20 protein-coding genes are annotated in these 22,150 nt (G+C 68.1%); all 20 read right to left on the bottom strand.

The window, feature by feature from the left end:
- Positions 1-83 precede the first annotated feature (83 nt).
- The gene (gene accD / locus KF708C_RS07605; protein WP_020206429.1) at positions 84-956 is read right to left on the bottom strand and encodes an acetyl-CoA carboxylase, carboxyltransferase subunit beta; all 873 of its coding nucleotides are present in this window, start codon (positions 954-956) and stop codon (positions 84-86) included.
- Between the two features lie 181 nt (positions 957-1,137).
- Entirely contained in the window at positions 1,138-1,935 is a 798-nt protein-coding gene (gene trpA / locus KF708C_RS07600; protein WP_059411389.1) for a tryptophan synthase subunit alpha, read from the bottom strand.
- Between the two features lie 2 nt (positions 1,936-1,937).
- Positions 1,938-2,846, bottom strand: coding sequence for a DNA-methyltransferase (locus KF708C_RS07595; RefSeq protein WP_020206427.1), 909 nt, complete (start codon positions 2,844-2,846; stop codon positions 1,938-1,940).
- Complete coding sequence (gene trpB, locus KF708C_RS07590; RefSeq protein ID WP_020206426.1) at positions 2,846-4,039, bottom strand: tryptophan synthase subunit beta; 1,194 nt, start codon at positions 4,037-4,039, stop codon at positions 2,846-2,848. The genes KF708C_RS07595 and trpB overlap by 1 nt, the downstream gene beginning before the upstream one ends.
- A gap of 115 nt (positions 4,040-4,154) precedes the next feature.
- Positions 4,155-4,853, bottom strand: a complete 699-nt coding sequence (locus KF708C_RS07585; protein WP_059411353.1) for a phosphoribosylanthranilate isomerase — start codon at positions 4,851-4,853, stop codon at positions 4,155-4,157.
- Complete coding sequence (truA, locus tag KF708C_RS07580) at positions 4,837-5,661, bottom strand: tRNA pseudouridine(38-40) synthase TruA (RefSeq protein ID WP_059411352.1); 825 nt, start codon at positions 5,659-5,661, stop codon at positions 4,837-4,839. Before truA ends, KF708C_RS07585 begins: the two co-directional genes overlap by 17 nt.
- Before the next feature lie 173 nt (positions 5,662-5,834).
- Positions 5,835-8,711 carry a FimV/HubP family polar landmark protein gene (locus KF708C_RS07575; RefSeq protein ID WP_059411351.1) on the bottom strand — a complete coding sequence of 959 codons (2,877 nt, stop codon included), beginning with the start codon at positions 8,709-8,711 and terminating at the stop codon, positions 5,835-5,837.
- Positions 8,712-9,051: 340 nt separating this feature from the next.
- On the bottom strand, positions 9,052-10,188 hold the full coding sequence (gene asd, locus KF708C_RS07570) for an aspartate-semialdehyde dehydrogenase (RefSeq protein WP_029043129.1): 1,137 nt from the start codon (positions 10,186-10,188) through the stop codon (positions 9,052-9,054).
- A 378-nt stretch (positions 10,189-10,566) separates the two neighbouring features.
- Complete coding sequence (gene leuB / locus KF708C_RS07565; RefSeq protein ID WP_059411350.1) at positions 10,567-11,634, bottom strand: 3-isopropylmalate dehydrogenase; 1,068 nt, start codon at positions 11,632-11,634, stop codon at positions 10,567-10,569.
- 31 nt (positions 11,635-11,665) lie between these two features.
- Positions 11,666-12,316, bottom strand: a complete 651-nt coding sequence (gene leuD, locus KF708C_RS07560; RefSeq protein ID WP_020200764.1) for a 3-isopropylmalate dehydratase small subunit — start codon at positions 12,314-12,316, stop codon at positions 11,666-11,668.
- Positions 12,317-12,327: 11 nt separating this feature from the next.
- Positions 12,328-12,456, bottom strand: a complete 129-nt coding sequence (locus KF708C_RS07555) for an entericidin A/B family lipoprotein (RefSeq protein WP_196812830.1) — start codon at positions 12,454-12,456, stop codon at positions 12,328-12,330.
- Positions 12,457-12,504: 48 nt separating this feature from the next.
- Positions 12,505-13,914 (bottom strand): 3-isopropylmalate dehydratase large subunit, encoded by a 1,410-nt coding sequence (gene leuC, locus KF708C_RS07550; protein WP_020200766.1) that lies wholly within the window; start codon positions 13,912-13,914, stop codon positions 12,505-12,507.
- A gap of 275 nt (positions 13,915-14,189) precedes the next feature.
- Complete coding sequence (locus tag KF708C_RS07545) at positions 14,190-14,891, bottom strand: ABC transporter ATP-binding protein (protein ID WP_059411349.1); 702 nt, start codon at positions 14,889-14,891, stop codon at positions 14,190-14,192.
- The gene (gene livG, locus KF708C_RS07540; RefSeq protein WP_059411348.1) at positions 14,892-15,680 is read right to left on the bottom strand and encodes a high-affinity branched-chain amino acid ABC transporter ATP-binding protein LivG; all 789 of its coding nucleotides are present in this window, start codon (positions 15,678-15,680) and stop codon (positions 14,892-14,894) included.
- A complete protein-coding gene (locus tag KF708C_RS07535) occupies positions 15,677-16,921 on the bottom strand; it encodes a high-affinity branched-chain amino acid ABC transporter permease LivM (RefSeq protein ID WP_029043131.1) in 1,245 nt (414 codons plus the stop codon). Before KF708C_RS07535 ends, livG begins: the two co-directional genes overlap by 4 nt.
- Positions 16,922-16,931: 10 nt before the next feature.
- Positions 16,932-17,858: a high-affinity branched-chain amino acid ABC transporter permease LivH gene (gene livH / locus KF708C_RS07530; RefSeq protein ID WP_020200770.1), complete on the bottom strand. Its 927-nt coding sequence runs from the start codon at positions 17,856-17,858 to the stop codon at positions 16,932-16,934.
- 187 nt (positions 17,859-18,045) lie between these two features.
- Positions 18,046-19,161 (bottom strand): branched-chain amino acid ABC transporter substrate-binding protein, encoded by a 1,116-nt coding sequence (locus KF708C_RS07525; protein WP_020200771.1) that lies wholly within the window; start codon positions 19,159-19,161, stop codon positions 18,046-18,048.
- 541 nt (positions 19,162-19,702) lie between these two features.
- Complete coding sequence (gltA, locus tag KF708C_RS07520; RefSeq protein ID WP_029043132.1) at positions 19,703-21,004, bottom strand: citrate synthase; 1,302 nt, start codon at positions 21,002-21,004, stop codon at positions 19,703-19,705.
- Positions 21,005-21,045: 41 nt separating this feature from the next.
- Positions 21,046-21,333, bottom strand: coding sequence for an FAD assembly factor SdhE (locus KF708C_RS07515; RefSeq protein ID WP_059411347.1), 288 nt, complete (start codon positions 21,331-21,333; stop codon positions 21,046-21,048).
- Positions 21,334-21,415: 82 nt separating this feature from the next.
- On the bottom strand, positions 21,416-22,117 hold the full coding sequence (locus KF708C_RS07510) for a succinate dehydrogenase iron-sulfur subunit (protein ID WP_020200774.1): 702 nt from the start codon (positions 22,115-22,117) through the stop codon (positions 21,416-21,418).
- Positions 22,118-22,150 lie beyond the last annotated feature (33 nt).

Here is a 22,150-nt window from a genome sequence, read left to right as displayed (position 1 = left end):
CAGGCCGGCGGACCCGGCGCCCACAAAACGAAAAAGCGCGAACCGGCGTCCGCGCTTTCCCTCATCCACGCCGGCAGGCGGCCTCAGGCCACCGCGTCGGCCGGCTGCTTCTGCAGCAGCGCCAGCAGTTGCGCCAGTTCGTCGCGCATCTTGCGGCGGTCGATGATCATGTCGATGGCGCCCTTCTGCAGCAGGAATTCGGCGCGCTGGAAGCCTTCGGGCAGCTTCTCGCGCACGGTCTGCTCGATCACGCGCGGGCCGGCGAAGCCGATCAGCGCCTTGGGCTCGGCGATCACCACGTCGCCGAGGAAGGCGAAGCTGGCGGACACGCCGCCCATCGTCGGGTCGGTCAGCACGCTGATGAACGGCAGCCTGGCGGCCGACAGCTGGTTCAGCATCGAGGTGGTCTTGGCCATCTGCAGCAGCGACAGCAGGCTTTCCTGCATGCGCGCGCCGCCGGTGGCGGTGATGCAGATGAACGGCACCTTCTGCTCCAGCGCCGACTGCGCGCCGCGCACGAAGCGCTCGCCCACCACGGAGCCCATCGAGCCGCCCATGAACTCGAACTCGAAGCAGCTCACCACCACCGGGATGGTGTGGATGGCGCCGCCGATCACGACCATCGCATCGGTCTCGCCGGTGTCTTCCATCGCGGCCTTGATGCGGTCCGGGTACTTCTTGGTGTCCTTGAACTTGAGCGCGTCGACCGGCACGATCTCCTGGCCGATCTCGTAGCGGCCCTCGGCGTCCAGCAGCCCGTCCAGGCGCTCGCGCGCGCGGATGCGCATATGGTGGTCGCACTTCGGGCAGACGTGCAGATTGGCCTCGACGTCGGTGCGGTACAGGACCGACTCGCACGACGGGCACTTGACCCACAGCCCTTCCGGAATGCCCTTGCGGGTGGAGGGGTCGGTCTGTTGAATCTTGGGAGGGAGGAGTTTATCCAACCAGCTCATGAAAGGCTCCTTTCGGCACATGCGCGGAACATGTCAGGCCGCGAATTTACCACGCCTGCCGTTCGCAGTCCCCGTTCCGCCGGGTTCATGCGCCCGTTGCGGCACATGGCCGCCAAATTCGGTGTTGCGGCGCGGCACCGCGCGCGCGCCGGAGCGCCCCGCGGTGCCGCCCGGATCACGTTCAGGCGTCGAGCGCCTGGCGGATGTCCGCGATGAAGCCGCGCAGCGATTCTACCGCCTGGGCGCGCGGCGTATCTTCGAGCAACTGCACCAGGCGGCTGCCGATCACCACGGCGTCGGCCACGCCGCCGATCGCGCGCGCGGTCTGCGCGTCGCGGATGCCGAAGCCCACGCCCACCGGCAGGTTGGCATGGCGCTTGATCAGCGGGATGCGCGCGGCCACGCTGTCGAGGTCGAGCGTGGCCGAGCCCGTCACGCCCTTGAGCGAGACGTAGTAGAGATAGCCGCTGGCCACCTTGGCCACCGCCGCGATGCGGTCGTCGGTGGAGGTCGGCGCCAGCAGGAAGATCGGGTCGATGCCGCTGGCGCGCATCAGCGCGGCGAAGGACTCGCATTCCTCGGGCGGATAGTCCACCACCAGCACGCCGTCCACGCCGGCCGCGCGCGCGGCGCGGGCGAAGGTCTCCTCGCCCATGCGCTCGATCGGGTTGGCGTAGCCCATCAGCACCACCGGGGTGGCGTCGTCGGTCTGGCGGAACTCGGCCACCCAGGCCAGCACCTGGGTCAGCGACACGCCCTGCGCCAGCGCGCGCTCGGAGGCGCGCTGGATCACCGGGCCGTCGGCCATCGGGTCGGAGAACGGCACGCCGAGCTCGATCACGTCGGCGCCGCCCGCCACCAGCGCGTGCATCAGCGCCACGGTCAGGCCGGGCTCGGGATCGCCGGCGGTGATGAACGGAATCAGGCCCTTCTTGTTGTGCGCGGCCAGCGCCGCGAAAGTCGATTGGATCCGGGACATGGTCATTGGGCAAAGTTGGGCGACTGCGTGGACGAGGACGGCAGCAGCGGCTCGTCGTTCGCAGCGGCGATGATCAGGCAGGCCGGCTCGGCCTGCGGCGCGGTGATGGCCTGGGCGACGCGCTCGCGCGCCACGCCGGCGTACTCGGGGTTCATCTCGAAGCCGACGAAGCGCCGACCGTGCCGCGCGCACGCCACCGCGGTGGTGCCGCTGCCGGTGAAGGGATCGAGCACCAGCCCGCCGGGCGGGCAGCTCGCCAGCACCATGCGCTGCACGATGTCGAGCGGCTTCTGGGTCGGGTGGGCGGCGCGCTCCGGGTCCTGGCGGTGGATGCGCGGCACGCTCCACAGGTCCTTGGGGTTGTAGCCCACTTCCAGCCACTTCTTGCCCTCGAAGCGCGGACGGCTGCGCGCTTTCTTGGTCTCGGCGTCGTAGGGCACGCGCACCGGGTCGAGGTCGAAGTAGTAGTCGCGCGCCCGCGCGAAGAAGCCGATGTTGTCGTGCACCGAGGAAAACTTGCGCGTGGTGCCGCCCATGCTCGGCACGCGCCGGTCCCAGATGATCTCGTTGATCATGGTCAGGCGCTGCTTGAGCATGACGAACAGCTCGGGCGAGTACTGCCAGGTGCAGAACAGGTAGAGCGAGCCGCGCGGCGCCAGCTTGGGCACCACGGCGTCGATCCACGCGGCCGACCATTCCAGGTAGGCCGGCCCCGAGAGGCGGTCGGAATCGTTGCCGTAGTCCTTGCCCAGGCCATAGGGCGGGTCGGCCACGATCAGGTCGATCGAGTCGTCGGGAATGCGCTTGATGCCTGCCAGCACGTCTTCCTGGTACAGCAGCAGTTGCGGCGCCGCGCTCGCTGCGGGCGCGGCGCCACCCTCGGTGGCGTCCGGCGTGAAGAGATCGCGCATCAGAGCTTCAGCCCCGCGCGTTCGGCCACGGTGTGCATGTCCTTGTCGCCGCGCCCGGACAGGTTCACCAGCAGCAGCTGGTCCCGGGGCAGCGTCGGCGCCAGCTTGCAGGCGTAGGCGATGGCGTGGCTCGACTCCAGCGCGGGGATGATGCCCTCGATGCGGCAGCAGTCGTGGAAGGCCTTGAGCGCTTCCTCGTCGGTGATGGGCACGTATTCGGCGCGGCCGATGTCCTTGAGCCAGGCGTGCTCGGGGCCCACGCCCGGGTAGTCCAGGCCGGCCGAGACCGAATGGGTTTCGATGATCTGGCCGTTCTCGTCCTGCAGCAGGTAGGTGCGGTTGCCGTGCAGCACGCCCGGCGAGCCGCCGATCAGCGAGCAGGCGTGGCGGCCGCTCTCGAGGCCGTCGCCGGCGGCCTCCACGCCGATCAGGCGCACGTCCTTGTGCTCGATGTACGGGTAGAAGATGCCCATCGCATTGGAGCCGCCGCCCACGCAGGCGATCACCGCGTCGGGCTGGCGCCCGGCCAGCTCGGGCATCTGCACCTTGGCTTCCTCGCCGATCACGCACTGGAAGTCGCGCACCATCATCGGGTAGGGATGCGGGCCGGCCACGGTGCCGATGATGTAGAAGGTGTTCTCGACGTTGGTGACCCAGTCGCGCATGGCTTCGTTGAGCGCGTCCTTGAGGGTCTTGGAGCCGCTTTCCACCGGCACCACGGTGGCGCCCAGCAGCTTCATGCGGTAGACGTTGGCGGCCTGGCGGCGGATGTCCTCCGCGCCCATGTAGACCACGCACTCCATGCCGAAGCGCGCGGCGATGGTGGCGGTGGCCACGCCGTGCTGGCCGGCGCCGGTCTCGGCGATCACGCGCGGCTTGCCCATGCGCTTGGCCAGCAGCGCCTGGCCGATCACGTTGTTGATCTTGTGCGCGCCGGTGTGGTTGAGGTCCTCGCGCTTGAAGTAGATCTGCGCGCCGCCGAGCGTCTCGCTCCAGCGCTGCGCGTGGTAGACCGGCGAGGGCCGGCCGACGAAGTGCTTCAGCTCGCGGCGGTATTCCGCGTCGAACTCGGGATCCTTCTGGAAGTGGGCGTAGGCTTCGCGCAGCTCGTCGAGCGCGTGCACCAGCGTCTCGGACACGAAGGAACCACCATAGGGGCCGAAATGGCCACGGGAATCGGGCAGGTCGTACATGAGTCAGCTCTTTGATCAGGACCCCCGGCCAAACCGGCGGCGGGTCCGATGAAATGGGGTCGTGCGCCTGGCGGGCGCAGGGCGGGCGGAAAGCCGGCGAGCGGGAAACCCTGACTCACCCGGCATCCGCGCCGCGCACGGCGCGCACGAACGCGGCAATCCTGGCGTGGTCTTTCACGCCCTTGGCAGCCTCCACGCCGCTGCTTACATCGACAGCGTAGGGCCGCACGCGCTCAATCGCGCCAGCGACGTTTTGCGCGTTCAACCCACCACTCAAAACGATCCGAGGAGCGGCGCTTACGGTCGGGTTGTGGACAGGCGGAAGCCATGCGGGGGGTATCAGGGTCCAGTCGAAGACGTGGCCGCCACCGCCGTAGCCTTCGACGAAGGCATCGAGCAGCAAGGCAGCGGCATCGTGGTGCAGATTGGCGAATTCTACCAAATCGAGGCCGGCCCGCACGCGTGCCGCGCGCAGAAAAGGCAGCCGGCAGCGCTGCGCCGCCAGGGTACAGGCCTCGGGAGTCTCGTCGCCATGAAACTGGAGTAGCGTAAGCGGCACCCGCTCGGCCACGTGGGCGATTTCCTCGGCGTCGGCGTTGACGAACAGCCCGACCACCGAGACGAACGGCCCGGCGGCCTCGGCCAGCGCGGCCGCGCGCGCCACGTCGACGCAGCGCGGGCTGCCCGGGTAGAACACCATGCCGATGGCATCGGCGCCGGCGTCCACCGCGGCGCGCACGTCTTCCTCGCGCGTCAGGCCGCAGATCTTGACGCGGGTGCGGTGCGGCTGGGCCGGCTCAGGCAACGGGTTCATCGGCAAACACTCCGTGGAACAGGCTGCCCGACGCATCGGCGGCGGGCAGGCGGTAGGGCTCAGGATACTGCACCGCGGCCAGGTAGAGGCCGTCGGGCATGAAGGTGGGCGCCGCCCTGGCGCGGTTGCGTCCGGCCAGCACCTCGGCCAGCCACGCGGGCGGATAGCGCCCGCGCCCGACCGCCACCAGGCAGCCCATCAGGTTGCGCACCATGTGGTGCAGGAAGGCGCTGGCGCGAAAGCGCACGAAGACCCAGTTGCCGTCGGCCTTGAGGGTGACGTCGTACATGGTCTTCACCGGCGACTTGGCCTGGCATTCCGCGGCGCGGAAGGCCGAGAAATCGTGCTCGCCGAGCAGGCAGGCGGCGGCCGCGCGCATCGCCTCCAGGTCCAGCCCCTGCCCCGGCGGCAGCATCAGGTAGCCGGCCCGGCCGTGCACCAGCGGCACGCGGTGCGGCCCCACGTAGAGCGCGTAGTAATACATGCGCTCGAAGGCCAGGAAACGCGCGTGGAAACCCTCGTCGACCGGCTGCGCCCAGTGCAGGGCGATCGACGGCGGCAGGAACGCATTGATGCCGCGCACCCACGAGAACGGCTCGCGCGCCAGCTCCGTATCGATATGGATGACCTGCCCCAGCGCGTGCACGCCGGCGTCGGTGCGGCCGGCCACGGTGGTGAGCAGGCGGGTGCCGGCGAACTGCTCGATCGCGTCCTCGAGCCGGTCCTGCACGGTGTTGCGGTGCGGTTGCGACTGCCAGCCGGAGAAGCTGGCGCCGTCGTACTGGAGGCCGAGGGCGATGCGGGTCATGTAGCGGAAACCGGGCGGAGCGGTGGGTGCGGACGGGTGCGGATGCGAGGCGCCCGGACCGGGCCGGCCGCCCAAAAACAAATGCGCCGGAAGCCAGGCTCCGGCGCATTCGCATCGGGCCGGCGCATCCCGCGCTCAGCCCGCCATGATACAGCCTGGCCCGCCGGGCTTGCTCAGGCCACCTCGCGCAGCAGGGAACGGGCCTCGGTCTGCAGGGGCTCCGGCGACTGGTCGACCACTTCCTGCAGCAGCTCGCGCGCGCCCTCCTTGTCGCCGATCTCGATGTAGGCGCGCGCCAGATCGAACTTGATCTGCATGTCGCGGCCGCCATCGGCGGGATCGGCGGACAGCGTGCTCGGCGAGATGCCGCGCGCGGTGTCCAGCCCGCTCTCCGCGCTCACGCGCGACAGGTCGATCGGCTCGGACAGCTTGCCGTCGCGCAGCATGGTGGGCGCGGGCAGCGACACCGAAGGCACGGACGGCGGCGCGTCGTGCGCGGCCGACAGATGGTCCGCATTGGCGCTGGCCGGCGCCGCCGGGTTCAGGTCGAGCGAGATGCCCGACATGTCGAAGTCCAGCGGGCGGCTACGCGTGGGCACGTCGAGCGGCGGCGCGTCGTGGCTGGCGGGCTGGGCATGCGCGGGCAGGTCCAGGCCGTCGTCCAGGCGCGCGGCCAGCGCCGAGGGCTCCTCGGCGGCGCCGAACACCAGCGCCGCCGATTCGGGCGCGGTGATCGGCGTGCCCGCCGCGGGCGCGGGGAAGCCGTCGAGCGGCAGCGCCAGGTCGCCGAGGTCGCCCAGCGCCGTCTCGCGCGGCGGCGCGGCCAGATCGTGCGAGGGATCGTGGGTACGCCACTGGTCCGCCGGCAGCGTCGTCGTGTCGTTCTGCGCGACATCCGGCGCCACGGTGAGGTACAAGGCGTTGTCCGGCTCCAGGCGGCGCCCCATCTCGGCCGCCTGTGCCCACTCCGCCCCCTGCCCGCCCGTCTGGGCGAACATTTCTTCTGCAATCACGCGAAAACCTTCCACATCCTGACGATTGTTGTAAATCTCCATGAGCTTGAGGCGGATCGCCTGGCGCTCAGGGTCCTGCTCCAGGGCTTCGCGCAGGATCTCCTCGGCCTGCACATCGCGCCCGTAGGCGATATAGACGTCGGCCTCGGCGATCGGATCGACTTCGTTGGCTTCCGCGGCGTTGTTGCCGATGCGGAAATCCGCGCCGAACACGCTGTGCTGCGAGGTGTCGACGCTCTGCCCGCCCGCCGTGCCGAACAGCGAGTGGGCGCCGGCCATGACGGTGCTTTCCTGCGACAGGATGCTGTCCTGGAAGGCGGCGCTCTCGCTGGCCTTCTGCTGCTGGCGGCGGCGGTAGATGGCATAGCCGCCCAGCAGCGCGATCAGCAGGCCACCGCCCGGCAGCAGCATCGGGTTGGCCAGCAGGTCCTCGAGGAAGGACGGCTGCGCCACGGGCTGGGGCTGCACCACCGGCGGCGGGCGCTTGGCCGCCGGCGCCGAGGCGGCGGCCGGCTTGGCCGCGGCAGCCGCGGTGGCCTGCGCGCCGGCGCCGCTCGCGGCGGCGGCCGGGGCGGGCGCGGCGGGCGCCGAAGCCGCCGTGGCAACCGCCGTGGCGGCGGTGGCCGCAGCCGTGGCGGCGGCCGCGCTGGCATTGACCGCCGGAGCGGCCGGCGCGGGCGCGGCATCCGCCTTGGCCGCATCTGCCTTGGCAGTGTCCGCCTTGGCCGCGTCCGCCGGCACCACGGCCGGCGCGGGCGCCGGCGCTTCCTTGGCCGTGCCCTTGGCAGCCTGGGCCTGGCCCAGCTTGGCGATCTCGGCGTTCTTCAGCTCGACCAGCCGCTGCATGTCGGTGACGTTCTTCTCGAGCTGCGCGAGGCGTGCCTCGGCTTCCTTGAGCTGGCGCTCCTTGGCGATATTGGCTTCCGCCGTCGCGGCGGCCGCCTGGGCGCCGCGCTCGGGCTTGCTGAGCTTGAGCTCGTCGCGCGGGCCGGCGGCCGGCGCGGCCTGCTCCTGCACGCGCGCGGTGACGTTGCCCGACTGCGAGCGCCCGCTCTCGGCTTCCACCGAGCGCGCGGCGGCCGCGGTGGCGAGCCGGCCGCGATAGGCCTCGAACCCCTGCGTGCGCGCCACCACTTCGCGGCGCGCCGCGCGCGGCGCGACCGCCTGCGCTTCCTGCTGGCTCGGCACCTTCAGCACCACGCCCGCCTTGAGGCGGTTCATGTTGCCGCCGACGAACGCATTGGGATTGTTGCGGTAGAGCGCGACCAGCATCTGGTCGAGCGAGACCGAATCCTGGCCCTGCAGCGCCTCGCCGGCGATCGAGGAAAGATTGTCGCCACGCTGCACGGTGTACGAACCGGCGGCAGCCGCGGCGCCCTCGGCCACCTGCGGCGCCGCGCGGCGCGGCGGCGGTGCCGGCGTCCTGGCCGGCGTACGCGCGGCCGGCGCGGCCGGTGTGGCGGGCGCGGCGGCGGGCGCGGCCGCCACCGGAGCGGGCGCGGGCGCCGCGCTGGGCGCCGGCGCGGTGGCGCCCGACTCGTCGGGCGTGCCGGCCTGCACCACCGTGGTGGGCGAGAAGGTCTGGTTGCTCGGCTTGGCCCCGGCCGGATCGAGCAGGAACGTATACGCGCGCGACACCCGGCCGCTCGGCCATGTCATGTCGACGAGGATATCGACGAAGGGCTCGCTGATCGGCTGGTTGGAACGCACCCGCGCCACGTAGCTGCCGTTGGGACGGCGCTCGACCTGCAGGCGCAGACTGCTGACCGCCGGCAGGTACGTCAGGCCGGCCTTGGCATAGGCATCAGGCGAAGCGAGCTTGACCGCAAGGCCGTCCGCTTCCTCCGCGCTGACACCGCTGATATCGATTTCCGCCTGTAGCGGCTGACCCAGATTCGACTGTACCCGTAATTGCCCGAACCCCGCGGCATACGCGGCCGGCTGCGCGAGCAGCAAGCCGAGTGCCGTGAAGGCCAGCGTTGACCAGCGCTGGCGGGCGATAGGCGCATCTTTCCGGCGATGTTGGCTCACACTCACCTTGTGCTCCGTTGTGTTCTAGTAGTGAAATTAACTTAACATCAATGGTTTAGCGCAGCAAGTTAGCGTCCCGACTGAGCCCCGCGCCAACACTTGCAGGCGTGCTTGCAGGCGCGCGGACAACCGCCTCCGCAGCCTGGCATATGCCGGCTGTATTGTGACCCAACGCTGGAAGAAATAGGCAGCCGCCCGCGACAACGCCGCGCACAGGCGCGGCGTTGTCATCAAAGCGGCAGTTTTTTGTTGCCTGGCAGCAACGAAACCGCGCAGTGGCGCGGCTGCCGCGAAAAACCCCGTTCCGGGGACTCGGCTGCCGGCCCGCCCCGGCGGGCGCCTTCGATCAGGCCTCGATCAGGATGCGCAGCATGCGGCGCAGCGGCTCGGCCGCGCCCCACAGCAGCTGGTCGCCCACGGTGAAGGCCGACAGGTACTCGCCGCCCATCTGCATCTTGCGCAGGCGGCCGACGGGAATCGTCAGCGTGCCGGTGACGGCCGCCGGCGTGAGGTCGGTCATGCTGGCCTCGCGCGTGTTCGGCACCACCTTGGCCCACTGGTTGTTGGCCGCCAGCATGCCTTCGATCTCGTCGAGCGGCACGTCGCGGCGCAGCTTGATGGTCAGCGCCTGCGAATGGCAGCGCATCGCGCCGATGCGCACGCACAGGCCGTCCACGGCGATCGGCGCGGCGCCGGTGGCGCCCACGAAGCCTTCGCCGCGGCCCAGGATCTTGTTGGTTTCGGCGCCGCCCTTCCACTCTTCGCGCGACACGCCGTTGCCGAGGTCCTTGTCGATCCACGGAATCAGGTTGCCGGCCAGCGGCACGCCGAACTGCTTCGTTTCGCCGGCCGACAGGCCATGCTGGGTCGCCAGGATGGTGCGGTCGATCTCGAGGATCGCCGAAGCCGGGTCATCCAGCAGCGGCTTGACCGAGGCGTTGAGCGTGCCGAACTGGGTCAGCAGCTCGCGCATGTGCTGCGCGCCGCCGCCCGACGCGGCCTGGTACGTCATGGAGGTCATCCAGTCGATCAGGTCGTGCTGGAACAGGCCGCCCAGGCCCATCATCATGCAGCTCACCGTGCAGTTGCCGCCGATGAAATTCTTCACGCCCTTGGACAGCGCATCCTTGATCACGCCGAGGTTGACCGGGTCGAGCACGATGATGGCATCGTCCTTCATGCGCAGCGAGGACGCCGCGTCGATCCAGTAGCCCTTCCAGCCCGCCGCGCGCAGCTTGGGGAAGACCTCGGTGGTGTAGTCGCCGCCCTGCGCCGTGAGCACGACGTCGCACTTCTTCAGCGCTTCGATGTCGTTGGCATCTTTCAGCGTGGTTTCGTTCTTCGCCAGGGCCGGCGCCTTGCCGCCCGCGTTGGACGTGCTGAAGAAAACGGGCTCGATATGGTCGAAATCGCGCTCTTCCTGCATGCGTTGCATCAGGACGCTGCCGACCATTCCTCGCCAACCGACGAGACCTACAATCATGACTTACCTCGGATGTGATTTGAACTTCTTCCCCGCGCTTTCCTCGCCCGGCGTGACTGCGCGGGGAAGACGAGCAGGCACGACGAACGATCTAGCCGATCGCTTTGGTGGTAATGGTTTTAATCGTCGTTGCGGTAAGCGGGTGGCCGTGCGAACCCAGGCCGGCCGGGCTGCTGGTGGCAGTCAGGAGGAGGCTGGCAGTCGAGGGGGACTGGAAGATTCGGACCATCCGCAAAGTCTACACGATTTTGTGGCAGCGCCGCACGCGCGAAATCGGGGACAAATTAAAGAAAAGCGGGGGAAAACGCAGGGAAAGGCGCCCCGCGGGGCGCCTTTCCGACTTGCCGGCGTGCGGCGGCGCCGCCGCGCCGTTGGCGCTTACAGCGCCGCCAGCACCGCCTCGCCCATCTCGCGCGTGCCGACCTGCTTGCAGCCCGGCGTCAGGATGTCGCCGGTGCGGTAGCCCTGCGCCAGCACCTTCTTGACCGCGTTCTCGATGCGGTCGGCCTGTTCGGCGCGGCCCAGCGAGTAGCGCAGCATCATCGCCGCCGACAGGATGGTGGCCAGCGGATTGGCCACGCCCTTGCCGGCGATGTCCGGCGCCGAGCCGTGCGACGGCTCGTACAGGCCCTTGTTGCTGGCGTCCAGCGAAGCCGACGGCAGCATGCCGATCGAGCCGGTCAGCATGGCGGCCTCGTCCGACAGGATGTCGCCGAACATGTTGCCGGTGACGATCACGTCGAAGCTCTTGGGCGCCTTGACCAGTTGCATGGCCGCGTTGTCGACGTACATGTGCGACAGCTCGACTTCCGGGTATTCCTTGTGCACGTCGGTGACGATGTCCTTCCAGAACTGGAAGGTCTCGAGCACGTTGGCCTTGTCCACGCTGCACAGCTTCTTGCCGCGCTTGGCCGCGGCCTGGAACGCCACGTGCGCGATGCGGCGGATTTCCGGCTCGCTGTAGCGCATGGTGTCGAAGCCTTCGCGCGCGCCCTGGAACGGGCCGTCCGGCGCCTCGCGCATGCCGCGCGGCTGGCCGAAGTAGATGTCGCCGTTGAGCTCGCGCACGATCAGGATGTCGAGGCCGGCCACCAGCTCGGGCTTCAGGCTCGAGGCGCCGGTCAGCTCGGGATAGCAGATCGCCGGGCGGAAGTTGGCGAACAGCTGCAGGTGCTTGCGCAGGCCCAGGATGGCCTGCTCGGGGCGCAGCGCGCGCTCCAGCTTGTCGTACTTCCAGTCGCCCACGGCGCCGAACAGGATGGCGTCGGCTTCCTTGGCCAGCTTGAGCGTGGCGTCGGGCAGCGGATGGCCGCTGGCCTCGTAGCCGGCGCCGCCCACGGGCGCGCTTTCCAGCTCGAACTTCTCGCCGAGCGCGTTCAGGACCTTGACGGCTTCCGCCACGATCTCGGGACCGATGCCGTCACCCGGCAGGACTGCGATTTTCATGCTGTGTCTTCCTTGTTGTGTCTGCGCCGGCTCAGCCGACCACGCGGTTGTTCAGCCACGGCATCCGGGTCACGCGCTCGGCCTCGTATGCCTTGATCTTGTCGGCATGGCGCAGGGTCAGGCCGATGTCGTCGAAACCGTTGAGCATGCAGTACTTGCGGAACGGCGCGATGTCGAACGCATAGGCGTCGCCGCCCGGCGTGAGCACCACCTGCTTGTCCAGGTCGATGGTCAGCTTGTAGCCGTTGAACGCATTGGTCTCGTTGAACAGGTGGTCGACCTGCAATTCGGTCAGCGCCACCGGCAGCAGGCCGTTCTTGTAGCAGTTGTTGAAGAAGATGTCGGCGAAGCTCGGCGCGATCACGGCGCGGAAGCCGTATTGCGTGAGCGCCCACGGCGCGTGCTCGCGCGAGCTGCCGCAGCCGAAGTTGCGGCGCGCCAGCAGGATCGAGCCGCCCTGGTAGCGCGGCTGGTTCAGCACGAAGTCCGGGTTGAGCGGACGGAGGCTGTTGTCCTGGCCGGGCTGGCCCACGTCCTTGTAGCGCCATTCGTCGAACAGGTTGGGGCCGAAGCCGGTGCGCTTGATCGACTTGAGGAATTGCTTGGGGATGATGGCGTCGGTGTCGACGTTCTCGCGGTCCAGGGGCACCGTGAGCCCGCTGTGTACAGTGAACTTGTCCATGATCTGGTTCCTTACTTGCTGGCCGCGCTTTCGAGCGCGTGGCCCGCTGCCTTGGTGTCCTTGCCGATGCCGGCCACGGTGTTGCAGCCGGCAAGTTGCAGCATGCACAGGCATGCGAGGGCGGTCAGGGCGTATTTCATGATGAAACGGCGTGTGTCGGTGTGTGGGATAACGAAGCGCGGTCCGCCTCAGCCGAGCCGGCGGATGTCGACGAAATGGCCCTCGATGGCGGCCGCGGCGGCCATCGCCGGGCTCACCAGGTGGGTACGCCCGCCCGCGCCCTGGCGGCCTTCGAAGTTGCGGTTCGAGGTGGACGCGCAGCGCTCGCCCGGATCGAGGCGGTCGGCATTCATGGCCAGGCACATCGAGCAGCCCGGCTCGCGCCACTCGAAGCCGGCGGCCTTGAAGACCTTGTCCAGCCCTTCACGCTCGGCCTGCGCCTTGACCAGCCCGGAGCCCGGCACCACCATCGCCAGCTTCACGTTGCCGGCCACGCGGCGGCCCAGCTTCTGCACCACCCACGCGGCGGCGCGCATGTCCTCGATGCGGCTGTTGGTGCAGGAGCCGATGAAGACCTTGTCGATCTTGATGCTGCTCACCGGCACGTTGGGCTGCAGGCCCATGTACTCCAGCGCGCGCTCCATCGCGTTGCGCTTGTTCGGGTCCTTTTCCTTCTCGGGATCCGGCACGCGGTCTTCGATGCTGACCACCATCTCGGGCGAGGTGCCCCAGGTCACTTGCGGGCGCACGTCTTCCGCGCGCAGCTCCACCACCTGATCGAACTGCGCGCCGGCGTCGGAATGCAGCGTGCGCCAGTAGGCCACGGCATGGTCCCACTCCACGCCCTGCGGCGAGAACGGGCGGCCCTTGACGTACTCGAGCGTGATGTCGTCCACCGCCACCAGCCCGGCGCGCGCGCCGGCCTCGATGGCCATGTTGCACACCGTCATGCGCCCTTCCATGCTCAGCTCGCGGATGGCCGAGCCGGCGAACTCGATGGTGTAGCCGGTGCCGCCGGCGGTGCCGATCTTGCCGATGATCGCCAGCACGATGTCCTTGGCGGTGCAGCCGCGCGGCAGCTTGCCTTCCACGCGCACCAGCATGTTCTTCGCCTTCTTGCCCAGCAGCGTCTGCGTGGCCAGCACGTGCTCCACCTCGGAGGTGCCAATGCCGTGCGCCAGCGCGCCGAACGCGCCGTGCGTGCTGGTGTGCGAGTCGCCGCACACCACCGTCATGCCCGGCAGCGTGGCGCCCTGCTCCGGCCCGATCACGTGCACGATGCCCTGGCGCAGGTCGTTCATCTTGAACTGGGTGATGCCATAGGCGTCGCAGTTGGTGTCCAGCGTGTCCACCTGCAGCTTCGAGACCGGATCGGCGATGCCCTGGCTGCGGTCGGTGGTCGGCACGTTGTGGTCCGACACCGCCAGGTTGGCGCTGATGCGCCAGACCGGACGCTGCGCGAGCTTCAGGCCTTCGAACGCCTGCGGGCTGGTGACTTCGTGCAGCAGGTGGCGGTCGATGTACAGCATCGTCGTGCCGTCGTCCTCGACGTGCACGGTGTGGTCATCCCAGAGTTTGTCGTAAAGCGTCTTGGCCATGATGCGATGGGCGGGCCGGGACCGTTCGGTTCAGCACGGTTGGCGGCGTCGCGCGGTAGTTTGCGGGGAGGTTTTGTCGCGCCGGATGCGTGCAGGAAATGCAGCTTGCAGCAATGCTTGACATCACAATCGATTATGCCACAGCGATAGCGCGCGGCCGGCCTCCGCCCGCGCGGATCGGGCCTGCCGATGTAATGTGATTGGCGAAAGGGGGATTTCGCCGATGGCGAAAAGGGGCTGGCGCCCTCCCCCGCCGCGGGGAAGAGCGCCAGAGGTCAGCCGCCCAGGTAGGCGCTCCTGATGCGGTCGTTGGCCAGCAGGTTGGCGCCCGTGTCCGCCAGCACCACGCGGCCCGTCTCCAGCACGTAGCCGCGGTCGGCCACGCCCAGCGCCTTGTTGGCGTTCTGCTCGACCAGGAACACCGTCACGCCCTCGTCGCGGATGGCGCGGATGATGTCGAAGATCTGCGCGATCACCAGCGGCGCCAGGCCCAGCGTGGGCTCGTCCAGCAGCAGCAGGCGCGGGCGGCTCATCAGCGCGCGGCCGATGGCCAGCATCTGCTGCTCGCCGCCGGACATGGTGCCGGCGCGCTGGCCCGAGCGCTGTTTCAGGCGCGGGAACAGCGTGTAGACGTGCTCGATGCTGGCCTCGACCTCGTCGCGCTTGCCGAAGAAGCCGCCCATCTTGAGGTTTTCCAGCACGGACAGGCTGGGAAACACGCGCCGCCCTTCCGGCGAGATCGCCATGCCCAGGCGCATGATCTCGTGCGTGGGCAGGCGCGTGATGTCCTGCCCCTCGAACAGCACGCGCCCGCTGGAGGCGCGCGGCGAGCCGCACACGGTCATCATCAGCGTGGTCTTGCCGGCGCCGTTGCTGCCGATCAGCGTGACGATCTCGCCCTTGTTCACTTCGATCGACACGCCCGACAGCGCCTCGATGGCGCCATAGTGGGTATGGACCTGTTCCAGCTTCAGCATTTAGTCCTCTCCCAGGTAGGCCTTGATCACGCGCGGGTCGTTGCGCACTTCGGCGGGCTTGCCGACCACGATCGGGCGGCCGTGCTCCATCACCAGGATGCGGTCGGACACGCCCATCACCAGGCTCATGTCGTGCTCGATCAGCAGCACCGAGATGTTGAACTCGCGGCGCAGCTGGTCGATCAGCTGCGACAGCACGACCTTCTCCTGCGGGTTGAGGCCGGCGGCGGGCTCGTCGAGCATCAGCAGGCGCGGGTTGGTGATCATGCAGCGCGCGATCTCCAGCCGGCGCTGGTGGCCGTACGACAGCGTGCCCGCCTCGCGGTTGGCCACGTCGCGCAGGCCCATGCGCTCGAGCCAGACCGCGGCGCGCTCCAGCGCCGCGCGCTCGGCGCGGCGGTAGGCCGGCGTGGCGAACAGGCCGTGCAGCAGGCCGGCGCGCACCTGCAGGTGCTGCGCCACCAGCAGGTTCTCGACCACCGTGAGCTGCCTGAACAGGCGGATGTTCTGGAACGTGCGCACCAGGCCGCGGCGCGCCACCTGGTGGCTCGGCAGGCGGGCTATCGAATGCCCGTCCAGCGTGACCTCGCCCGCGGTGGGCCGGTAGAAGCCGCCCACGCAGTTGAACACCGTGGTCTTGCCGGCGCCGTTGGGGCCGATGATGGCGAAGACCTCGTCGCGGCGCACGTCGAAATCGATGCCGTCCACGGCCAGCAGGCCGCCGAAGCGCATCTGCAGGCCGGAGACCTTCAGCAGTTCCGCCGGTTGTACTTGGTGTGCCTGGCTCATTGCGGCAACTCCACGTGGGGGCGGCTCGCGGGCAGCAGGCCCTGCGGACGCCACATCATCATCAGCACCATCACCAGGCCGAAGATCAGCATGCGGTACTCGGCGAAGCCGCGCGCCACCTCGGGCAGCACGGTCAGCAGGATCGCGGCCAGGATCACGCCCAGTTGCGAGCCCATGCCGCCCAGCACCACCACCGCCAGGATCAGCGCGGACTCGATGAAGGTGAACGATTCGGGATTGACCAGGCCCTGGCGCGCGGCGAAGAAGGCGCCGCCGAGGCCGGCGAAGGCCGCGCCCAGCGTGAACGCCGACAGCTTGATGCGGGTCGGGTTCAGGCCCAGCGAGCGGCACGCGATCTCGTCCTCGCGCAGCGCTTCCCACGCGCGCCCCATCGGCATGCGGATCAGCCGGCTGGTGACGAACAGCGTGAAGGCCACCAGCAGCAGCGCCAGCAGGTAGAGGAAGATCACCATGTGCTCGCCGCTGTAGTCCCAGCCGAGCAGCTCGTGGAAGGTCTTGACGCCCTCCACGCTGGCGCTGCGCGCCATCTCGATGCCGAACACGGTCGGCTTGGGAATGCCCGAGACGCCGTCCGGGCCGCCGGTGAGGCTGGTCAGGTTGTTGAGCAGCAGGCGGATGATCTCGCCGAAGCCCAGCGTGACGATGGCCAGGTAGTCGCCGCGCAGCCGCAGCACCGGGAAGCCCAGCAGGAAGCCGAAGGTGGCCGACATGCAGGCGGCGATCGGCAGGCATTCCCAGAAGGTCAGGCCGAAATACTGGTTGAGCAGCGCGTAGGTGTAGCCGCCCACGGCGTAGAAGCCCACGTAGCCCAGGTCGAGCAGGCCGGCGTAGCCGACCACGATGTTCAGGCCCAGCCCCAGGATCACGTAGATCAGCGCCAGCGTGGCCACGTCCACCGCGCCGCGCGAGCCGAAGAACGGCCACACCAGCCCGGCGGCCAGCAGCAGCCAGATCACCTTGCGCTGGCGGTCCGCGCCCAGCGCCGGCATCGCCGGCAGCCTGATGCCGGCGCTCGCGCGCAGGAACAGCGGCTTGCACAACTGGAACAGGAAGACCGCGCCGACCGCCAGCCAGACCGGCTGCCAGTGCGGCTCGAGCACCACCTTGTAGCCGTCGAGCTTGAGCTGCAGGCCCAGCACCGGCACGGTGAGGATGGCGGTCATGACCGCCGCGGTAATCGCGTTCTTGAGGGATTGCCCCATCGATGCGTCGTTTCTCATCGCGCGCTCCTCAGACTTTTTCCACGTCCGGCTTGCCGAGCAGGCCGGTCGGGCGGAACAGCAGGATCAGCACCAGCAGGCCGAAGGCCACCACGTCCTTGTACTCGGCCGGCATGTAGCCGGAGGCGAAGGTCTCGGCCAGGCCCAGCAGCACGCCGCCCAGCATGGCGCCGGGAATGCTGCCGATGCCGCCCAGCACCGCCGCGGTGAAGGCCTTGATGCCGGCCACGAAGCCGATGAACGGATTGAGCTTGCCGATGGTCAGGCCGATCAGCACGCCGCCCACGGCGGCCAGCATCGCGCCCAGCACGAACGTGAACGAGATCACGCGGTTGGTGTCGATGCCGAGCAGGTTGGCCATGCGCATATCCTCGGCGCAGGCGCGGCAGGCGCGGCCCATGCGCGAGTGGCCGATGAACAGCGTCAGCGCCACCATCAGCACCAGCGTCACGCCGACGATCAGCAGGCGCGAGTACGGCACGGTCACGGTGAAGTCGCCGCCCATCTGGAATTCGATGGCGCCGGAGATCAGCACGGGCACGGAGACGTCGCGCGCGCCCTGCCCGATCTGCACGTAGTTCTGCAGGAAGATGGACATGCCGATGGCGGAGATCAGCGGCACCAGCCGCGGCCCGCCGCGCAGCGGCCGGTAGGCCACGCGCTCGACGGCGAAGCCGTACATGCCGGTGACCAGCACCGACACCAGCAAGGCGGCGCCCAGCACCAGCGGCAGCGGATACCCGGCCTGCACGCCGATCGCGGTGAGCGTCACCAGGCCCACGTAGGCGCCGATCATGTAGATCTCGCCGTGGGCGAAGTTGATCATGCCGATGATGCCGTAGACCATCGTGTAGCCGATGGCGATCAGCGCATAGATCGCACCCAGCGTCAGGCCGTTGACCAGCTGCTGGGTGAACTGTGGAAGGAACTCGTTCATGCGGGAAGCCCCATTACTTTGAAACCGGCGCCTTGAAAGCGGCGAGCCCCGGGACCGGCGAGGCCGGACAGGACGGATGCCGCGCGCGCCGCGCTCATGCCGCGGCGCGCGGGCCGGCCGGGCCGCGGCCCGATACCAAAACGCCCCGCCGGTATGCCGGGCGGGGCGTGCGAAGCCGATGTGCGGCTTAGTTGGCTGCGGTCTTGGTGGCGTCCTTGTGCCAGGTGAAGACGACGAACTTGAACGACTTGAGGTCGCCCTGGGCGTCGTACTCGACCTTGCCGATCGGGGTCTGGAAGGCGTTCTTGTGCATGTACGCGGCAACCTTGGCCGGGTCCGTGCTCTTGGCGCCGGCGATGGCGTCGCCGATGATCTGCACCGCGGCGTACGACGGCATCTGGAACGGGCCGTTGGCGTCGCGCTTCTTGTCGGCGAAGGCCTTGACCAGCGCGGCGTTGGCCGGGTCGGCCGAGAAGTCGGCCGGCAGCGTCACCAGCATGCCTTCGGAGGCCGGGCCGGCGATGGCCGTCACGTCCTTGTTGCCCACGCCTTCGGGGCCCATGAAGGTGGCCTTGACGCCCTGCTCGCGCGCCTGGCGCAGCAGCAGGCCCATCTCGGGGTGGTAGCCACCGAAGTAGACGAAGTCCACGCCCTGCGACTTGAGCTTGGTGATCACCGCGGAGTAGTCGGAGTCGCCGGCGTTGATGCCTTCGAACACGGCCACCGGGATCTTGGCGGCTTCCAGGTCCTTCTTCACCGACGAGGCGATGCCCTGGCCGTACGACTGCTTGTCGTGCAGCACGGCGACCTTCTTGGGCTTGACCTTGGCGATGATGTACTGGGCGGCGGCCGGGCCTTGCTGGTCGTCGCGGCCGATGGTGCGGAAGATGAACTTGCGCTTCTTGTTCTCGGTGAGCTGCGGCGCGGTGGCCGACGGCGTCACCATCACGACGCCTTCGTTCTCGTAGATGTCGGAGGCCGGGATCGTGGAACCCGAGCACACGTGGCCGATCACGTACCTGATCTTCTGGCTGACGATCTTGTTGGCGACGGCGACGGCCTGCTTCGGTTCGCAGGCGTCGTCCATCAGCACCACTTCGAACTTGTTGCCGCCGGCGCCGCCGGCCGCGTTGATCTGCTCGATGGCGGTCAGCGCGCCGGCCTTGACCATGTCGCCATACTGCGCAACCGAGCCGCTCATGGGGCCGGCGATGGCGATCTTGACGGTTTCCGCGTGGGCGGCGGCGCCGAAGGCCGCCAGTGCGGCGGCCAGGGAGATGGACGTAAGACGGGACAGCGTCATCAGGAGCTCCTCGATTATGTAGTGGTCACGGGCTGGTGGCGGCATGACCTGCGCAATCGAACAACACCCGCGAACTACCGCCGAGAAAAACGCCCGAGCGCGGAAGACGGGCCGACGAAGACAATGAACAGCGTATGCGGGGCCCGGCATGTGTCAGCCCCGCGCCGTGGCGAAGGACCTTGGTTCGGAAAGACAACGTGGATGCGTTCTCTATTGCGCAGGTGATTCGCCTGCCCCGCTCGCCGCGGCGCAATCCGGAAGGGTGGCCCGGCTGCTGTCGGCAAAGCAGCCCGCATTATAGGGGCAAATTTCCCGTCCGGCATCAAATCTGCACAATTAATGAGGACCTTAGCGGCTCAACCACGGCACAAATGGCCAGAAATTGCCGGTTTCACCACCTGGGCGGCAATGATTCTCCCGCAATGCACAAAGCGGTGCCGGCCTTGAATGACAAACGCCCCGGCAAGCCGGGGCGTCTGGTATTGCTGCACTGCTCGTGGCACTGCCGCGGGCGGCCGCGCGGGCCGCCCGCCGCGGAAAATCAGCGCTTGCCGATTTCCGGCACGTCGCGGCTGGCCGCGCCGTTGAACAGCTGGCGCGGACGGCCGATCTTGTATTCCGGATCGGTGATCATCTCTTCCCACTGCGAGATCCAGCCCGGGGTGCGGGCCAGCGCGAAGATGCAGGTAAACAGCGAGGTCGGGATGCCCAGCGCGCGCTGCACGATGCCCGAGTAGAAGTCGACGTTCGGGTACAGCTTGCGGCTGACGAAGTATTCGTCTTCCAGCGCGATCTTTTCCAGCTCCATCGCCAGCTTGAACAGCGGGTCGTTGTGCAGGCCCAGTTCGTTGAGCACTTCGTAGCAGGTTTCGCGCATCAGCTTGGCGCGCGGATCGTAGTTCTTGTACACGCGGTGGCCGAAGCCCATCAGGCGCACGCCCGAGTTCTTGTCCTTGACCTGCTTGATGAACTCGGTGATGTTGTCGACGCTGCCGATTTCCTCGAGCATCTTCAGCGCGGCTTCGTTGGCGCCGCCGTGGGCCGGACCCCACAGGCAGGCCACGCCGGCGGCGATGGCGGCGAACGGGTTGGTGCCCGACGAGCCGGCCAGGCGCACGGTCGAGGTCGAGGCGTTCTGCTCGTGGTCGGCGTGCAGGATGAAGATGCGGTCGAGCGCGCGCTCGAGCACCGGATTCACGGTGTACGGCGCGCACGGCGTGCTGAACATCATGCGCATGAAGTTGCCCGAGTAGGACAGGTCATTCTGCGGGTAGACGTACGGCTGGCCGATGTTGTACTTGTAGGCCATCGCGACCAGGGTCGGCATCTTGGCGATCAGGCGGATCGCGGAGATTTCGCGCTGATGCGGATCGTCGATGTCCATCGCGTCGTGGTAGAACGCGCTCATGGCGCCCACCAGGCCCGTCAGCACGGCCATCGGATGGGCATCGCGGCGGAAGCCGCGCAGGAAGAACTGCATCTGCTCGTGAACCATCGTGTGGTTCATCACGGCGTCGACGAACTCTTCCTTCTGCTTGGCGTTGGGCAGCTCGCCCTTGAGCAGCAGGTAGCAGGTTTCCAGGTGATCGCACTTGGTGGCCAGCTGCTCGATCGGGTAGCCGCGGTACAGCAGCTCGCCCTTGTCGCCGTCGATATAGGTGATCTTCGAGTTGCACGAAGCCGTCGACATGAAACCGGGGTCGTAAGTGAACTTACCGGTTTGACCGTACAGCTTGCGAATATCGATTACGTCCGGACCTACGGTACCGGTGTAAATCGGCAGCTCAACGCTGGGGGAACCATCGGAAAACGATAGCGTGGCTTTCACATCGGACGGTGTCATGTCGGTTCCTTCAAATGCTTGACTAATGATGTTGACGATACTCAGACCGAACGCAGCAGAGAGATCACATGCCGCATCGGGGGCGTGTCGAGCTCACCGTCCAGCTCCTTGCGGGCAAGCAGCAGGTCCATCAACTCGTTGTCGCCCAGCTCGAACAGCTGGGAGAGCGAAGCCACGTCCTCATCGGACAGGTTTTGCTCGTAACGGTTGAAAAAACGTTCGACGATGATGTCGTTCTCCAGGAGGCCGCGCCGCGCGCGCCAGCGCAATCGCGCACGCCGGTGCGGATCGGCCTGGTGGGAGAAACTGGGGGAAGTACTTTCGCTCATAGGTCCCTACCTACTTCCGGCGCATCGCCCGGGCTGCATGGTGCAGGCCCGGGCTGACGCGCCGCTTACAACCACCGCGCGGTCAGACCGAGCGGCGAACCATCAGCTCCTTGATCTTGCCGATGGCCTTGGTCGGGTTCAGCCCCTTCGGGCAGACGTCGACGCAGTTCATGATGCTGTGGCAGCGGAACAGGCGGTACGGGTCGTTCAGGTCGTCCAGGCGCTGGCCGGTGGCCTGGTCGCGGCTGTCCGCGATGAAGCGGTAGGCCTGCAGCAGGCCGGCCGGGCCGACGAACTTGTCCGGGTTCCACCAGAACGACGGGCACGACGTCGAGCAGCTCGCGCACAGGATGCATTCGTACAGGCCGTCGAGCTCGTCGCGCTCCTCGGGCGACTGCAGGCGCTCTTTCTCGGGCGGCGGCTCGTCGTTGATGAGGTACGGCTTGATCGAATCATACTGCTTGAAGAACTGCGTCATGTCGACGATCAGGTCGCGCACGACCGGCAGGCCGGGCAGCGGGCGCAGCACGATGCGGTCCGGCAGCTCGCGCATGTTGGTCAGACAGGCCAGGCCGTTCTTGCCATTGATGTTCATGGCGTCCGAACCGCACACGCCTTCGCGGCACGAGCGGCGGAACGAGATCGACTCGTCGAGCTTCTTCAGCTTGACCAGCGCGTCCAGCAGCATGCGCTCGTGACCGTCCAGCTCGACCTCGTAGGTCTGCATGCGGGGTGCCGCATCCTTGTCCGGATCGTAGCGGTAGACTTCGAAAATACGCTTCATTTCTGTGGGTCCTGTTTAGCTCTTCGACGCGGT

Source organism: Cupriavidus basilensis, assembly GCF_000876015.1.
Classification (GTDB): domain Bacteria; phylum Pseudomonadota; class Gammaproteobacteria; order Burkholderiales; family Burkholderiaceae; genus Cupriavidus; species Cupriavidus basilensis_B.
The sequence above is the reverse complement of the archived record's forward strand: the minus strand, read 5'-3'. Positions and strand labels throughout refer to the sequence as shown.

What these genes read in the sequence shown, in the direction of transcription:
- trpA (WP_059411389.1), bottom strand. Translation starts at nt 1,935, where the DNA reads ATGTCCCGGATCCAATCGACTTTCGCGGCGCTGGCCGCGCACAACAAG.
- leuB (WP_059411350.1), bottom strand. Translation starts at nt 11,634, where the DNA reads ATGAAAATCGCAGTCCTGCCGGGTGACGGCATCGGTCCCGAGATCGTG.
- KF708C_RS07545 (WP_059411349.1), bottom strand. Translation starts at nt 14,891, where the DNA reads ATGCTGAAGCTGGAACAGGTCCATACCCACTATGGCGCCATCGAGGCG.
- KF708C_RS07525 (WP_020200771.1), bottom strand. Translation starts at nt 19,161, where the DNA reads ATGACGCTGTCCCGTCTTACGTCCATCTCCCTGGCCGCCGCACTGGCG.
- KF708C_RS07595 (WP_020206427.1), bottom strand. Translation starts at nt 2,846, where the DNA reads ATGCGCGATCTCTTCACGCCGGACGCCACCGAGGGTGGCGCCGCGCCC.
- accD (WP_020206429.1), bottom strand. Translation starts at nt 956, where the DNA reads ATGAGCTGGTTGGATAAACTCCTCCCTCCCAAGATTCAACAGACCGAC.
- truA (WP_059411352.1), bottom strand. Translation starts at nt 5,661, where the DNA reads ATGACCCGCATCGCCCTCGGCCTCCAGTACGACGGCGCCAGCTTCTCC.
- KF708C_RS07515 (WP_059411347.1), bottom strand. Translation starts at nt 21,333, where the DNA reads ATGAGCGAAAGTACTTCCCCCAGTTTCTCCCACCAGGCCGATCCGCAC.
- KF708C_RS07555 (WP_196812830.1), bottom strand. Translation starts at nt 12,456, where the DNA reads ATGAAATACGCCCTGACCGCCCTCGCATGCCTGTGCATGCTGCAACTT.
- leuC (WP_020200766.1), bottom strand. Translation starts at nt 13,914, where the DNA reads ATGGCCAAGACGCTTTACGACAAACTCTGGGATGACCACACCGTGCAC.
- livG (WP_059411348.1), bottom strand. Translation starts at nt 15,680, where the DNA reads ATGAGCCAGGCACACCAAGTACAACCGGCGGAACTGCTGAAGGTCTCC.
- KF708C_RS07585 (WP_059411353.1), bottom strand. Translation starts at nt 4,853, where the DNA reads ATGAACCCGTTGCCTGAGCCGGCCCAGCCGCACCGCACCCGCGTCAAG.
- KF708C_RS07510 (WP_020200774.1), bottom strand. Translation starts at nt 22,117, where the DNA reads ATGAAGCGTATTTTCGAAGTCTACCGCTACGATCCGGACAAGGATGCG.
- livH (WP_020200770.1), bottom strand. Translation starts at nt 17,858, where the DNA reads ATGAACGAGTTCCTTCCACAGTTCACCCAGCAGCTGGTCAACGGCCTG.
- leuD (WP_020200764.1), bottom strand. Translation starts at nt 12,316, where the DNA reads ATGGACAAGTTCACTGTACACAGCGGGCTCACGGTGCCCCTGGACCGC.
- gltA (WP_029043132.1), bottom strand. Translation starts at nt 21,004, where the DNA reads ATGACACCGTCCGATGTGAAAGCCACGCTATCGTTTTCCGATGGTTCC.
- asd (WP_029043129.1), bottom strand. Translation starts at nt 10,188, where the DNA reads ATGATTGTAGGTCTCGTCGGTTGGCGAGGAATGGTCGGCAGCGTCCTG.
- trpB (WP_020206426.1), bottom strand. Translation starts at nt 4,039, where the DNA reads ATGTACGACCTGCCCGATTCCCGTGGCCATTTCGGCCCCTATGGTGGT.
- KF708C_RS07535 (WP_029043131.1), bottom strand. Translation starts at nt 16,921, where the DNA reads ATGAGAAACGACGCATCGATGGGGCAATCCCTCAAGAACGCGATTACC.